The organism is Buttiauxella agrestis, from assembly GCF_900446255.1.
In the GTDB taxonomy this organism is placed as follows: domain Bacteria; phylum Pseudomonadota; class Gammaproteobacteria; order Enterobacterales; family Enterobacteriaceae; genus Buttiauxella; species Buttiauxella agrestis.
In genome coordinates this window covers 3,460,702-3,474,510 of record NZ_UIGI01000001.1, presented here as the reverse complement: position 1 = coordinate 3,474,510, position 13,809 = coordinate 3,460,702, and the positions used below count along the sequence as shown (strand labels likewise).

At 53.2% G+C, this 13,809-nt stretch carries 13 protein-coding genes; 8 read left to right on the top strand and 5 right to left on the bottom strand.

From position 1 onward, the window contains the following. Positions 1 to 86 precede the first annotated feature (86 nt). From ada to modC, 7 genes are all read left to right on the top strand, one after another. The gene (gene ada, locus DY231_RS16510) at positions 87 to 1,157 is read left to right on the top strand and encodes a bifunctional DNA-binding transcriptional regulator/O6-methylguanine-DNA methyltransferase Ada (RefSeq protein ID WP_115630049.1); all 1,071 of its coding nucleotides are present in this window, start codon (positions 87 to 89) and stop codon (positions 1,155 to 1,157) included. Continuing rightward, entirely contained in the window at positions 1,157 to 1,798 is a 642-nt protein-coding gene (gene alkB / locus DY231_RS16505; protein WP_115630047.1) for a DNA oxidative demethylase AlkB, read from the top strand. Before ada ends, alkB begins: the two co-directional genes overlap by 1 nt. An 84-nt stretch (positions 1,799 to 1,882) precedes the next feature. Beyond that, positions 1,883 to 3,529, top strand: coding sequence for a multidrug ABC transporter permease/ATP-binding protein (locus DY231_RS16500; RefSeq protein ID WP_115630045.1), 1,647 nt, complete (start codon positions 1,883 to 1,885; stop codon positions 3,527 to 3,529). Between the two features lie 97 nt (positions 3,530 to 3,626). Then, positions 3,627 to 5,054: a magnesium transporter gene (gene mgtE, locus DY231_RS16495; protein ID WP_115630042.1), complete on the top strand. Its 1,428-nt coding sequence runs from the start codon at positions 3,627 to 3,629 to the stop codon at positions 5,052 to 5,054. Between the two features lie 122 nt (positions 5,055 to 5,176). Then, positions 5,177 to 5,953 (top strand): molybdate ABC transporter substrate-binding protein, encoded by a 777-nt coding sequence (gene modA / locus DY231_RS16490; RefSeq protein WP_115630040.1) that lies wholly within the window; start codon positions 5,177 to 5,179, stop codon positions 5,951 to 5,953. After that, the gene (gene modB / locus DY231_RS16485; RefSeq protein WP_115630038.1) at positions 5,950 to 6,642 is read left to right on the top strand and encodes a molybdate ABC transporter permease subunit; all 693 of its coding nucleotides are present in this window, start codon (positions 5,950 to 5,952) and stop codon (positions 6,640 to 6,642) included. Before modA ends, modB begins: the two co-directional genes overlap by 4 nt. Then, positions 6,642 to 7,700, top strand: coding sequence for a molybdenum ABC transporter ATP-binding protein ModC (gene modC / locus DY231_RS16480; RefSeq protein WP_115630036.1), 1,059 nt, complete (start codon positions 6,642 to 6,644; stop codon positions 7,698 to 7,700). The genes modB and modC overlap by 1 nt, the downstream gene beginning before the upstream one ends. Before the next feature lie 50 nt (positions 7,701 to 7,750). On the opposite strand, the gene DY231_RS16475 is transcribed toward modC, so the two are convergent. After that, positions 7,751 to 8,569 carry a pyridoxal phosphatase gene (locus DY231_RS16475; RefSeq protein WP_115630034.1) on the bottom strand — a complete coding sequence of 273 codons (819 nt, stop codon included), beginning with the start codon at positions 8,567 to 8,569 and terminating at the stop codon, positions 7,751 to 7,753. A gap of 142 nt (positions 8,570 to 8,711) precedes the next feature. Between DY231_RS16475 and pgl the strand changes: the two genes are divergently transcribed. Further along, entirely contained in the window at positions 8,712 to 9,710 is a 999-nt protein-coding gene (pgl, locus tag DY231_RS16470) for a 6-phosphogluconolactonase (RefSeq protein ID WP_115630032.1), read from the top strand. A 56-nt stretch (positions 9,711 to 9,766) separates the two neighbouring features. Here pgl and DY231_RS16465 read toward each other — a convergent pair whose 3' ends face one another. The 4 genes from DY231_RS16465 to bioA form a co-directional block, all read right to left on the bottom strand. Further along, positions 9,767 to 11,071, bottom strand: a complete 1,305-nt coding sequence (locus tag DY231_RS16465) for a putative acyl-CoA thioester hydrolase (RefSeq protein WP_115630030.1) — start codon at positions 11,069 to 11,071, stop codon at positions 9,767 to 9,769. Positions 11,072 to 11,197: 126 nt separating this feature from the next. Next, on the bottom strand, positions 11,198 to 11,674 hold the full coding sequence (locus tag DY231_RS16460) for a kinase inhibitor (protein ID WP_115630028.1): 477 nt from the start codon (positions 11,672 to 11,674) through the stop codon (positions 11,198 to 11,200). Positions 11,675 to 11,689: 15 nt separating this feature from the next. After that, complete coding sequence (locus DY231_RS16455; RefSeq protein ID WP_115630026.1) at positions 11,690 to 12,370, bottom strand: type 1 glutamine amidotransferase domain-containing protein; 681 nt, start codon at positions 12,368 to 12,370, stop codon at positions 11,690 to 11,692. A gap of 70 nt (positions 12,371 to 12,440) precedes the next feature. Then, the gene (gene bioA, locus DY231_RS16450) at positions 12,441 to 13,730 is read right to left on the bottom strand and encodes an adenosylmethionine--8-amino-7-oxononanoate transaminase (protein ID WP_115630024.1); all 1,290 of its coding nucleotides are present in this window, start codon (positions 13,728 to 13,730) and stop codon (positions 12,441 to 12,443) included. Between the last annotated feature and the right edge of the window lie 79 nt (positions 13,731 to 13,809).

The following is a 13,809-nucleotide window of genomic DNA, read 5'->3' as shown; positions in this document are numbered from 1 at the left end:
GTTTTATATAAAAGCAAGATTGCGGGTTTCTCAGCACACCTATGCTGTCAAAGTCATACCATGACAGCAAAAAACAGGAGCCAGTCATGAAACAACTTTTTGACGAAGTCAGCGATGAAAGCCGCTGGCAGGCCGTGGAAACCCGTGATACTCGCGCTGATGAGCAGTTTGTTTTTGCCGTGAAAACGACAGGAATTTGCTGCCGCCCCTCTTGCAGCGCACGCCACCCATTACGCAAAAACGTCCTGTTCTTTGAAAATGTTGCCGCCGCAGTCGATGCCGGTTTTCGGCCATGCAAACGCTGCCAGCCAGATAAACCAGCGCCAGAGCAGCAGCGGATTGACCGTATCACCCAGGCCTGCCGAATTCTCGAAGCCAGCAGCGAACCGATTGCGCTGGCTGAACTTGCGGCACGAGTGGCAATGAGCCCATTTCACTTTCACCGCCTTTTCAAACAGGTCACGGGCTTAACGCCCCAAGCCTGGCAACAAGCGCTTCGTGCCAAACGCCTGCGCGAGCAACTCAATGATGGTGAACCAGTGACTCGCGCTGTTTTCGAGGCGGGCTATCAGTCCGGGAGCAATTTTTATCAGCAGGCGAATGAGGTTCTGGGGATGACGGCAAAGCAATATCGTCGGGGGGGAGTGCGCGCTACCATTCAATTTGTGGTTGGTTCTTGCCGACTGGGCGAATTCCTGGTTGCTCAGAGTGAGCGCGGGATTTGCGCCATACTGTTAGGTAACGATGCGCAAAGTTTGATTCACGAGCTGGAAACGTTGTTCCCGAATTCTTCACTTGATGTGGGCGATGAATCATTTGCCCGACGAGTGGCGCAGGTGGTGAGCGTGCTTGAACATCCGGGCCAGCAGGTTGCTTTACCGTTGGATATTCAGGGAACCGCATTCCAGCAACAAGTCTGGCAAGCGTTGCGTCAAATCCCGGCGGGGCAAACAGCGAGCTATAGCGATATCGCCCGGCGCATCGGTAAACCGCAGGCCGTTCGAGCCGTCGCGGGAGCGTGCGCGGCCAACAAACTGGCGGTTGTTATTCCTTGCCATCGTATAGTGCGTAACGACGGAGCGCTTTCCGGGTACCGTTGGGGGGTGGATCGTAAGCGTCAGTTACTTGAGATTGAAGCCAAACAGCGGGAGGAGTGATGCTTGATTTATTTGCCGATGAAGCGCCGTGGCAGGAGCCGCTGGCGGATGGGGCGGTGATTTTGCGCCGCTTTGCCTGTGCCGATGCGCGGCAGATTCTCGGGCAAATTTCTCTGGTGGCTGACCGTTCCCCGTTTCGCCAGATGGTCACGCCCGGTGGATACACCATGTCCGTGGCGATGACCAACTGCGGTGATGTTGGCTGGACAACAGACAGCCACGGTTATCTCTATTCGCCCATCGACCCGCTCACTTCGCAGCCCTGGCCCGCAATGCCGACGATTTTTCGTGAGCTATCGGATGCCGCATCAAAAGCGGCTGGATATCCTGGTTTTGAGCCTGATGCCTGCCTGATTAACCGCTACGCCGTGGGGGCTAAACTGTCGCTGCATCAGGATAAAGACGAGTTGAACTTGCAAAAGCCGATAGTTTCCGTCTCGCTTGGCCTCCCGGCTGTGTTTCAGTTTGGTGGCCTTAAACGCAATGACCCGCTTAAGCGTGTGATGCTCGAACACGGCGATGTGGTGGTGTGGGGCGGCGCTTCCCGCCTTTTTTACCACGGTATTTTGCCGCTTAAAGCAGGCCAACACAGCGCCACTGGCGAGTTTCGTTACAACATTACTTTCCGCCATACCCGTTAACACGAATATTAATAAGAATTATTCTTGCTGTTGGATGCCAGCCGTTTAAACTGCTCGCTGTTTTCGTTTTACGGGTTGTGAGTAATGGAACTTTTACGTGTGGTTTTCCGGCAGTACCGCTGGCCTTTCTTGATAGTCATGGCGCTGAGTTTGCTCAGTGCGGCGCTCGGTATCGGCTTAATTGCCTTTATCAACCAGCGCTTGATTGAAACGCCTGATATTTCCCTTTCGGTTTTGCCTGAGTTTCTGGGTCTGTTACTGCTATTAATGGCGGTGACGTTAGGCTCGCAATTAGCGCTGACCACACTCGGCCACCATTTCGTTTTCCGTCTGCGCAGCGAATTTATCAAGCGCCTGATGGACACTCACGTTGAACGCGTTGAACAACTCGGCAATGCGGCGCTGCTCGCAGGTTTAACCAGCGATGTACGCAACATTACCATTGCTTTTGTGCGTCTGCCGGAACTGGTTCAGGGCATTATTCTGACTTTCGGTTCAGCGGCTTATCTGGTATGGCTGTCGCCAAAAATGCTCGGCGTCACGGCGATTTGGGTCGCAGTGACCATCTATGGCGGCTATGTGCTGGTCGCGCGGGTTTACAAACACCTGGCGCAACTGCGTGAAATTGAAGACCAGCTTTATAACGATTATCAGACCGTGATTGAAGGGCGCAAAGAACTGGCGTTAAACCGCGAGCGTGCGGAACGCGTCTATGAAGACACCTATATTCCTCATGCCAACGATTACCGTAGCCATATTATTCGCGCTGATACCTACCATCTGAGCGCGGTGAACTGGTCGAATATTATGATGCTCGGCGTGATAGGCCTGGTGTTCTGGATGGCAAACAGCCTCGGCTGGTCTGATACCAACGTGGCGGCAACATTCTCCCTGACGCTGCTTTTCTTACGCACGCCTATGCTTTCGGCGGTTGGCGCATTGCCAACATTATTAACGGCACAAGTCGCGTTCAACAAACTCAACAAATTCCACCTGGCGCCTTACGATGCGGCATTCCCGCGCAGCAAAGAGCCGGTTCGCTGGCAAACCCTGGAAATGCGCGATGTGGTGTTCCAGTACGGCGACAACACATTCTCCGTCGGTCCACTGAACCTTAAAATTGAACGCGGTGAGCTGCTGTTCCTGATTGGTGGCAATGGTAGCGGTAAATCCACCATGGCGATGCTGCTGACCGGGCTATACCAGCCGGTGTCTGGCGCGATCTATCTGGATGGGCAAAAGATTGATGCCAGTAATCAGGATGATTATCGCAAACTCTTTTCTGCGGTATTTACGGATGTGTGGCTGTTTGACCGCCTGCTTGGCCCACAGGGCGAACAGGCGAATCCTGAACTGGTGGCGACCTGGCTTGAGCGCCTGCAAATGAGCCACAAGCTGGAGTTGGATAACGGCACAATCCTTAATCTGAAACTCTCGAAAGGGCAGAAAAAACGCGTGGCGTTACTGCTGGCGTTAGCAGAAGAGCGTGACATCATTCTGCTCGATGAATGGGCCGCCGATCAGGATCCTCATTTCCGCCGCGAGTTCTACCAGACGCTGCTGCCACTCATGCAGCAAATGGGTAAAACCATTTTTGCCATCAGCCATGACGATCACTACTTTATTCATGCCGATCGCTTGCTCGAGATGCGCCAGGGCCAGTTGAGCGAATTAACCGGTCACGAACGTGATAATGCGTCAAGGGATGCTGTTGCGCGAACCAGACACTAATACCTTTCATGTAAACCAGTCTTAATCGGCTGGTTTTTTGTTTTCTGTGCTGCAACAGGCTATAACTTAGCTCGTCGTTCACAGGGAAAACTGCCAGATGTCTGTCACTCCAAAGTACAGCACAAAACAGCGTGCGCAAGACCGAGCCAGAATCCTCCAGATTCTGTTAACCAATAAAGCTGTCGCTACCGGCATTCTCGATAAAATCCCACAGCCGGACGCTCATACCCCCGAGCAGGATATTGCCGAAATCGTGACCCTGGTGGCGCGATTGCCCGCCGCCGATCTGGCCGATGTGCTCGAAGCGTTACCGACGGAAGAGCGCCACGCACTGTGGAGTCTGGTGAAGGAAGAGAAGCGCGGCAAAGTGCTGATTGAAGCCTCGGAAACCGTCTGGGATGACCTGATTGAAGATATGAGCGACAAAGCGTTGCTCAATATCATTCGCCCGCTGGATATCGACGACCAAATTTACCTCGCGCAATATCTTCCCCGTGACCTGATGGGCCGCTTGCTGGCGACATTGCCGCAAGAACAGCGCACTCGCGTCAGACAAGTGCTGCATTACGAAAAGCACAGCGTCGGCGCCATTATGGATTTCGAAGTGATTACCGTGCGGGCCGATGTCACGCTGGCAGTGGTGCAACGTTTTCTGCGTTTGCGTGGCAAAGTGCCGCAAAACACCGATAAAGTTTTCGTCACCACGCGGGATAAAACCTTGTTGGGCGAACTCGGTCTTACCACCATTTTGCTGCATGCGCCGCAAACGCCGGTGATAAACGTTATGGACGACAACCCGACCTGTTTTGCTCCGGAAGATAATGATGAAGTGGCGGCGCGAACGTTTGAGCGTGATGACTTAGTCAGTGCGGCGGTTATCGACAGCAGCGGCAAACTGATTGGTCGCCTGACCATCGACGAAATCGTTGATGTGGTTTACGAAGAAACCGATAACGATTTGCGCCGTATGGGTGGTTTGAGCGCCGAAGAAGATGTGTTTGCCCCCGTCAGCAAAGCGGTTAAAGCACGTTGGGCGTGGCTGGCGTTAAATTTGTGTACCGCCTTTGTCGCCTCGCGCGTTATCGGCCTGTTTGAACATACTATTTCGCAACTGGTGGCGTTAGCGTCGTTGATGCCGATTGTTGCGGGAATTGGCGGTAACACGGGCAACCAGACCATCACCATGATTGTGCGTGCGCTTGCGCTGCAACACATTCAGCCGGGCAACTTCTCGTTTTTGGTGTTGCGCGAACTGGGCGTCGCCCTGATTAACGGCATTATCTGGGGCGGCGTGATGGGCGGCGTAACGTGGCTTCTCTATGACGACCTCGCATTGGGCGGGGTAATGACGCTGGCGATGGTGCTCAACCTGCTGGTGGCATCTCTGATGGGCGTGTTGATCCCTATTTTCATGATTCGGATGGGCAAAGACCCGGCAGTCGGTTCCAGCGTGATGATTACTGCGATTACCGACACCGGCGGTTTCTTTATTTTCCTCGGCCTCGCGACGATATTTTTGCTTTAGCGAGAGCGACTTGCATGCAGTTCGTGAATAAACTTTCCGCTCATTGTGCCGATAAGTTCTGTAATTTCTTTGCTTGCATCGTTATATTACACACTACATAACGAAACTCAGTGGAGTAAAACATGGCTAAGCAGTGGGTACGTCTCGCATTAGGCGCGGCATTGAGCGTCACGTTGGTCGGGCAGGCATTTGCCGATAACAGCAAAATTACCGTCTTTGCAGCAGCGTCATTAACTAACGCAATGCAAGATATTGCCACGCAATATCAGAAAGGCACCACGGTTCAGATCGCGTCTTCTTTTGCTTCATCTTCAACGCTTGCACGCCAGATTGAAGCTGGTGCTCCTGCGGATTTATTCATTTCTGCCGACCAGAAATGGATGGATTACGCCGTCAGCAAAGACGCGATTAAAACCGATTCTCGCGAAACGCTGCTCGGCAACAGCCTGGTTGTGGTCGCACCGAAAACCAGCAAAATTGGCGATGTCGCCATTGACGCTAAAACTGACTGGGCTTCATTGCTCAACGGTGGCCGTCTGGCCGTTGGTGACCCGGACCATGTTCCAGCAGGCATTTATGCCAAAGAAGCGCTGCAAAAATTAGGCGCGTGGGATACGCTATCACCAAAATTAGCTCCGGCAGAAGATGTTCGTGGCGCACTGGCTTTGGTTGAACGCGATGAAGCGCCGATGGGTATCGTTTACGGTTCTGATGCGGTGGCGAGTAAAGGCGTGAAAGTGGTTGGTACATTCCCGGAAGATTCCCACAAGAAAGTGGAATATCCGATTGCGATTGTCAAAGGCCACGACAACCCAACCGTGAGCGCGTTTTACACTTATCTGAAAGGACCGGAAGCGGGAGCTATCTTCCAACGTTACGGATTTACGACAATCAAATGATATTGACCGATCCCGAATGGCAGGCGGTACTGCTGAGCCTGAAAGTCTCAACCCTTGCGGTGCTATTTAGCCTTCCTTTTGGGATCTTATTTGCCTGGGTACTGGTGCGTTGCCGGTTCCCCGGCAAAGCCCTGCTCGACAGCATCATCCACCTCCCGTTAGTGCTCCCGCCCGTGGTCGTGGGGTATTTACTGCTGATTGCGATGGGGCGGCGCGGCGTAATTGGTGCCTGGATCTACGACGTTTTTGGAATCACCTTTGCGTTTAGCTGGCGCGGCGCAGTATTGGCGGCGGCGGTGATGTCGTTCCCGCTGATGGTGCGAGCCATTCGCCTGGCGTTGGAAGGTGTGGATATGAAACTCGAACAGGCCGCTCGCACGCTCGGTGCCGGGCGCTGGCGAGTGTTCTGCACCATCACCTTACCGCTCACATTGCCAGGAATTATTGCCGGAACCGTGTTGGCATTTGCCCGCTCGCTCGGTGAATTCGGCGCCACAATTACCTTCGTTTCCAATATTCCTGGCGAAACTCGTACTATTCCTTCAGCGATGTATACCCTGATTCAAACCCCTGGCGGCGAAAGTGCGGCAGCGCGTTTGTGCGTGATTTCCATTGTGCTGGCGTTGGCGTCTTTGCTGGTGGCGGAATGGCTGGCCCGACAGAGCCGTAAACGGATAGGGGCACTCTGATGCTGGAGTTAAATTTCGTTCAGACGCTGGGGGATCATCGTTTAGCCATAAATGAAACGTTGCCGGGGCAGGGGATTACTGCGGTATTTGGTGTTTCTGGCGCGGGTAAAACCTCGCTGATTAATGCCATTAGCGGCCTGACTCACCCGCAACAAGGGCGAATTGTCCTGAACGATCGCGTATTGAGTGATGCCGAGAATAAGCGTTTCCTGGCCCCTGAAAAACGCCGGATTGGTTATGTGTTTCAGGATGCGCGCCTGTTCCCACACTACCGCGTGCGCGGCAATCTGAAATACGGTATGCCGCGATCGGCCGCCGGGCAGTTCGATAAACTGGTGGCGCTGTTAGGTATTGAGCCGCTGTTAGAACGTTTCCCGTGGAGTTTGTCCGGTGGGGAAAAACAGCGCGTGGCGATCGGTCGCGCTTTGTTAACTTCACCTGAACTGCTGCTATTGGATGAACCGCTCGCCTCGCTGGATATCCCCCGCAAGCGTGAACTGCTGCCGTATCTGCAACGTCTGGCGCGGGAAATTAATATCCCGATGCTTTATGTCAGCCACTCGCTGGAAGAAATTCTGCATCTGGCGGATAAAGTGCTGGTGCTCGATGGCGGCGAAGTCAAAGCTTTTGGCAATCTGGAAGAAGTTTGGGGCAGCAGTGTGATGCACCCGTGGTTGCCTAAAGAGCAGCAAAGTAGCGTGCTGAAAGTGACGGTGCTGGAGCATCATCCGCATTACGCCATGACGGCACTTGCGCTCGGCGATCAGCATTTATGGGTCAACAAACTCGATAAACCGTTACAGGCGTCGTTGCGTATTCGCATTCAGGCATCAGATGTTTCGTTGATTCTCCAGCCACCGGTCAACAGCAGTATTCGTAACGTGCTGCGTGCCAAAGTGGCTCAGTGTTATGACGATGAAGGGCAGGTGGAAGTGCAGTTGGAAGTGGGTTCGCGAACGCTGTGGGCGCGGATTAGCCCGTGGGCAAGAGATGAGCTAATGATAAAACCTGGCCAGTGGTTGTACGCGCAAATCAAAAGCGTGTCGATAACGGCATAGCGGGATCGGTAGGGTGGATAAGCACAGCGTTATCCACCATTTTCACCGTTTTAAATCAAATGCTTATAAATCGTCTCAGCGATACCGGTTTCCAGATTGGTGCCAATCACCAAGTCGGCACGCGCTTTAATGGCGTCATCGGCATTACCCATCGCTACGCCAAGTCCGGCACTTTCCAGCATACTTAAATCGTTAAAGTTATCGCCGAAAGCCATCACATCGCTCATGGATAAGCCTTGTGATTCAACCCAACGTGCCAGGCGCATGCCTTTGCTGTTACCGCTTTGCGCGACATCAACCTGATCGTGCCACGACCATTCGCACGCCAGCCCCAATTCATGTTCAACCACCCGGGTGAAGTTTTTTAGCTTCACGGTGTCTTCATCCGTCAGCGCAAACTTCCAGATAGACTCAACATCATGCGCCGCTTCACGCAGTGAGTTCACATGGCGGAACACCGGACGCTGGGATTCTGGCAGCGATTTTGCCCAGTTTTCGGTACGCAAAACGTGCCCGGTGGTTTCCTGATACAGCATCGCTTCATCGACATACATCAACCCATGAACATTGTGGGCATCCAGCAAATCAAGCAGCTGGTTTGCTTGCGCGGGCTGCAACGGATCGGACTCAAGTACCTTTTTCGCATGATAATCATACAAATAAGTCCCATTACAGCAAATTGCAGGTGTTTCTAAAGCCAGTGCCTGATAAAAAGGATGGATGGCAACGTGATGACGTCCCGTCACAATGACAACTTTCACGCCAGCGTCACGTGCGCGTTGTAAAGCTGTCAGTGATTCAGGAAGAATAGTTTTTTGCGGCGTGAGTAACGTGCCGTCGAGATCAAGGGCGATTACGCGATAAGTCATTTAGGGTTCCAGTCAAATTCAGAATCATAAGGCCTGTGCCGATGTTACACCGCTTGCGGCGTTGTTCAAAATGACAACACGAGTCGGTAAAACGCACTACCCTTGTGACTATTACTCAAGACGTTGGGAGGAGAGAGATTTCATGAAACAAACAGTCTATACCGCCAGCCCGGAAAGCCAGCAAATTCACGTCTGGCAACTTAACCAAAATGGTGAACTGACCCTGGTGCAGGTTGTTGACGCCCCAGGCCAGGTTCAGCCAATGGTAATTAGTCCGGACAAACGTTACCTGTATGTGGGCGTGCGCCCTGAGTTTCGCGTTATTGCATACCGCATTACGCCGGATGACGGCACGCTAACGGAAGCGGGTGTGACGGCAATACCGGGAAGCCCAACGCATATCTCTACCGACCATCAGGGCCGTTTCCTGTTCAGCGCGTCTTACAATGCCGGAAGTGTCAGTGTGGTGAGTCTGGCTAACGACGGCCTGCCGGGTGAGGTTGTGGATGTGGTTGAAGGTCTGGAAGGTTGCCATTCCGCTAACATTTCGCCTGATAACCGCACGCTGTGGGTGCCTGCGCTCAAGCAAGACCGCATCTGCCAGTTCACATTGTCTGACGACGGTCATCTGGTCGCTCAAACCCCAGCGGAAGTGACCACCGTTGAAGGGGCTGGCCCACGACATATGGCGTTCCACCCGAACCAACAATACGGTTACTGCGTTAACGAACTGAACGGCTCTGTGGATGTCTGGGAGCTGAAAAATGCTTACGGCAAAATTGAATGCGTGCAAACGCTGGATATCATGCCTCCAGGCTTCTCAGACACCCGCTGGGCGGCTGATATTCACATCACACCGGATGGCCGCCATTTATATACCTGCGACCGTACCGCTAGCATCATCACCGTATTTAGCGTTTCGGAAGACGGCAGCGTGCTTGCGGTGGAAGGCTACCAGCCAACGGAAACTCAACCACGCGGCTTTAACGTAGACCATAGTGGTAAATATCTGATTGCCGCAGGGCAGAAATCGCACCATATCGCGGTTTATCAAATCACCGGTGAGCAAGGTTTACTCGAAGAGAAAGGCCGTTATGCCGTAGGGCAAGGACCGATGTGGGTGGTTGTTAACGCCCATTGATTTTGAAGCATAAAAAAACCTCGCGTGGGCGAGGTTTTTTGTTTTAAAGCGTTGGGTTATTTCGCTTCTTCAACCACCGAACTACCTACACCGCGGTTGTTGAATTCCCACATGCGGTTCGCGTTGGCATCATTCAGGTCGCGCTGAATTTCGCCTTTCTCGCCTTTGGTACCGATATTGCCGGTAAACGGACGCTTAGAACCTGCGGCATCGCCCCACGGTTTCGCGTTATTGAAGCCTTCGTTAATCACGCTGTCACGGATAACAACCTGGCCGTTAGACGTCTGGCCTGCGCTGTAACCGTTTTCGCTCGCTTCAACATCCCAGGCGCGACCCAACTGTGCGGTGTTATCGCCAGCAGCGCTAAAGCGGCTGTTGATGGCCAGGAAACCGTAATAAATATTCGGCAGAGTGGCAGGCGCGAACACGGAACCTTCTGGAGTACGGCTATTGACCAGGCGGAAATCAGTGTTATCAAACACCACCGCGCCACGGCCAGCCACCACATCCACATCACCCTCGATATAGCTGTTCGTCACCAGAGTACGCGGCTGGCGATCGGTCAACAGGCGGTTTTGCACATCGCTGTTGGTCACGAAGAAAGTATTCTGACGGCCCAGCAGGTGAACATTGTTCAACTGAACTTTATCGCCATCGGTACGCAGCGCCACTGCCTGATGATTAGACGCATCAACGCTGTCACCCAGGGTGTTGGCGATAGTCAGGTTTTGCATCTGCAAGCCATTGTTCTGTGACCACACTACCGCAGAACACATGATGCCAACGGTCGCGCTACGCTTGCTCTGGCAATTATCGAACATGTACCAGGCGGGTTTACCCGGCATATATTTGCCTGATGGGTTGACCGCACGACGCCAGGTATTCACGTCAATTTCAGAGTCCAGCGGCATCGTGATTTTGACATCACTTGCGTTATCGGTGGTGCCGTACAGCGTGACGCTACCGGAGCCTGCTGGCACATAAACGGTACCGGCATATTCGCCCGGCTGAATAGCAATGTACTGGCGCGCGTTGCTGTGCTTAATCATGGCTGCATCGACGGCGGCCTGAATCGAAGTATGCGTCACACCTTCGCCACCAGCGGCACCTACAACAAAGTCAGGTTGCGCAGGAATGCGAATAGAAGACGGTGTCCACGGGGCTTCATCTTTATTTTTAGACGAGAAGTAGCGCGCCTGAACAAAGTTCTGCGCTTCATCGCCTGAAAGAACCGGGCGGGATTGGGTACCAGGTGCCACTTGTGTTGAAGGGCGGTCTTCCGGAGGCGTTGAGCTACAGGCAGACAAAGCCACAGCAAAAGCGAGCATGGCTGCCCGACGAGTAACCGAAATTGTGTTCAAGGCTTGCTCCTTGCAGTGCAAATTAAAAAGAATGCAATTTTAAAAGGGATCTGAAAGCCTGCTTTTTTATACTAAGTTGAGCGAAACGGGAAGCCGATTGTGCAAATCGGCTTCATAAAAAGTGGATTAACTGAACATCGCGGTAATTGATGCACTGCCTAACGAGTGGAAGTGAACGTTAAAACCGACCATCGCCCCTGATGCATTCTCATCAACTTCAAGGGTTTCAACATCGATGGCGTGAACGGTAAAGATATAGCGATGAGTTTCACCTTTTGGTGGTGCGGCACCGCCATAGCCCGCTTGTCCGAAATCGGTTCGCGTCTGAACGGCGGGTTCTGGCAGGTCGGCTAACCCCGAACCCGCACCTTGCGGCAATACGCGCGTATCGGCAGGCAAATTCGCCACCACCCAGTGCCACCAGCCGGAACCCGTCGGTGCGTCCGGGTCATAACAGGTCACGACAAAACTTTTGGTTCCCGCAGGAACATCATCCCAGGCCAGATGCGGCGAAAGGTTATCGCCTTCGTAACCCATGCCATTAAACACGTGGCGGGCGGGGAGTTTGTCACCTTCTTTAATATCCTGACTAATGAGTTTCATGACCGCTCCCTTTAACTATAGATCGAGTAGTTTTAGCAATTCCTGGGCAGCAATAGCCGAAGACGCTGGGTTTTGCCCGGTGACTAAATGCCCGTCAACCACCGCATATTCGCCCCAGTCGTCGGTGCGCTCAAATAACCCACCGGCATTTTTCAGCTCATCTTCCACCAGGAAAGGCACGACAGCGCTTAAACCCACGCCATCTTCTTCGCTATTGGTAAAACCCGTCACCCGCTTACCTTTGGCCAGCGGCGTGCCGTCGGGTTTTAAAACTTTGCGCAAAACGCCCGGCGCATGGCAGACCGCGCCGACAGGTTTACCCGCAGCCCAGAATTGCTCAATCAGTTTGATGGAGTTTTGATCTTCGGCCAGATCCCACAATGGCCCGTGGCCGCCGGGATAAAACACAGCGTCAAAATCATCAGCGTTGATGCTCTCAAGTTTTTGGGTATTTGCTAATAATTTCTGGGCGGCGGAATCGCCACGGAAACGGCGGGTGTCGTCAGTTTGTGCATCCGGCTCATCACTTTTGGGATCAAGCGGCGGTTGGCCGCCTTTTGGCGAAGCGAGTGTCACGTCCAGACCGGCGTCATGGAAAACATAATAAGGCGCGGCAAACTCCTCAAGCCAGAAGCCTGTGGGTTTGCCAGTGTTGCCGAGTTTATCGTGCGAAGTTAAAACCATGAGAATTTTCATCTAAATCTCCCTGTTGGGCGCATGAAAAGATCCTCGAAGTGTAGTGCAAACTCGCGCGGCTTGCTGGTGCTCAGCTCTTGAAAAACGCCGGGTTTTCTACCGCAAGTGCTACGGCGTTGATCAATTTTGCCAGTTGCTCATGGCTGATAACGTATGGCGGCATCAGGTAAATCAGGCGGCCGAACGGACGAATCCACACGCCTTGCTCGACAAAAAATGCCTGAAGGGCGGCCATATCCACTGGTTGGTGAGTTTCGACAACACCAATCGCCCCCAGCACGCGCACATCCGCCACTTGCTCACTGCCCAGCAACGGTTTCAGCCCCGCAGACAACTGCTGTTCCAGGGCACTAACTTGCTGATGCCAGTGACCTTCTTCCAGCAAAGCGAGGCTTTCTGTTGCGACGGCGCAAGCCAGCGGATTCCCCATAAACGTCGGGCCGTGCATAAAACAACCGGCTTCGCCATCGCTGATGGTTTCGGCGACCAGACGTGTGGTCAGCGTGGCGGAAAGCGTCATCGTGCCGCCGGTCAGTGCTTTGCCGAGACACAAAATATCGGGTGAAATCCCCGCGTGTTCGCAGGCAAAGAGTTTCCCGGTGCGCCCAAAGCCGGTCGCGATTTCATCAGCAATCAGCAAAATACCTTCGCGGTCACACATGCGGCGAATGCGCTTAAGCCATTCAGGATGATAAAAACGCATTCCGCCAGCGCCCTGAACAATCGGCTCAAGAATAATTGCGGCAATTTCGTGGCGATGCGCGGCCATTAAACGGGCAAATGGCACGATATCCATCTCGTCCCATTCATCGTCGAAACGGCAATTTGGTGCGGGCGCGAACAGATGTTCCGGAAGATACCCCTGCCACAAACTGTGCATGGAATTATCCGGGTCGCAGACCGACATCGCGCCGAAGGTATCGCCGTGATACCCATGACGGAAGGTGAGGAAACGCTGGCGCAGCTCGCCTTTTGCGTGCCAGTACTGCAACGCCATTTTCATTGCCACTTCGACGGCAACGGAACCGGAGTCGGCGAGGAACACGCACTCAAGGTTTTCTGGCGTCATGGCAACTAATTTACGGCACAGCGCCACCGCAGGCGGGTGCGTGATACCGCCAAACATCACGTGCGACATCTGGTCAATCTGGTCTTTCATCGCCTGATTTAAGCGCGGGTGATTGTAGCCATGAATTGCTGCCCACCAGGACGACATCCCGTCAACAAGGGCTTTACCATCAGCAAGTTGTAGTTCGCAGCCCGACGCCGAAACCACCGGATAAACCGGTAACGGTTGGGTCATGGAAGTGTACGGGTGCCAGATATGTTGTTGGTCGAACGCTAAATCAGCAGGGGTCATAGGGTGACTTGTAAACCATTTAAAAAAGATTTAGGTTTACAAGTATAACGTCAATCAATGCCTAACAACACCCTTTTTG

What these genes read in the sequence shown, in the direction of transcription:
- pgl (WP_115630032.1), top strand. Translation starts at nt 8,712, where the DNA reads ATGAAACAAACAGTCTATACCGCCAGCCCGGAAAGCCAGCAAATTCAC.
- bioA (WP_115630024.1), bottom strand. Translation starts at nt 13,730, where the DNA reads ATGACCCCTGCTGATTTAGCGTTCGACCAACAACATATCTGGCACCCG.
- alkB (WP_115630047.1), top strand. Translation starts at nt 1,157, where the DNA reads ATGCTTGATTTATTTGCCGATGAAGCGCCGTGGCAGGAGCCGCTGGCG.
- DY231_RS16455 (WP_115630026.1), bottom strand. Translation starts at nt 12,370, where the DNA reads ATGAAAATTCTCATGGTTTTAACTTCGCACGATAAACTCGGCAACACT.
- DY231_RS16475 (WP_115630034.1), bottom strand. Translation starts at nt 8,569, where the DNA reads ATGACTTATCGCGTAATCGCCCTTGATCTCGACGGCACGTTACTCACG.
- modA (WP_115630040.1), top strand. Translation starts at nt 5,177, where the DNA reads ATGGCTAAGCAGTGGGTACGTCTCGCATTAGGCGCGGCATTGAGCGTC.
- ada (WP_115630049.1), top strand. Translation starts at nt 87, where the DNA reads ATGAAACAACTTTTTGACGAAGTCAGCGATGAAAGCCGCTGGCAGGCC.
- modC (WP_115630036.1), top strand. Translation starts at nt 6,642, where the DNA reads ATGCTGGAGTTAAATTTCGTTCAGACGCTGGGGGATCATCGTTTAGCC.
- DY231_RS16500 (WP_115630045.1), top strand. Translation starts at nt 1,883, where the DNA reads ATGGAACTTTTACGTGTGGTTTTCCGGCAGTACCGCTGGCCTTTCTTG.
- mgtE (WP_115630042.1), top strand. Translation starts at nt 3,627, where the DNA reads ATGTCTGTCACTCCAAAGTACAGCACAAAACAGCGTGCGCAAGACCGA.
- DY231_RS16460 (WP_115630028.1), bottom strand. Translation starts at nt 11,674, where the DNA reads ATGAAACTCATTAGTCAGGATATTAAAGAAGGTGACAAACTCCCCGCC.
- modB (WP_115630038.1), top strand. Translation starts at nt 5,950, where the DNA reads ATGATATTGACCGATCCCGAATGGCAGGCGGTACTGCTGAGCCTGAAA.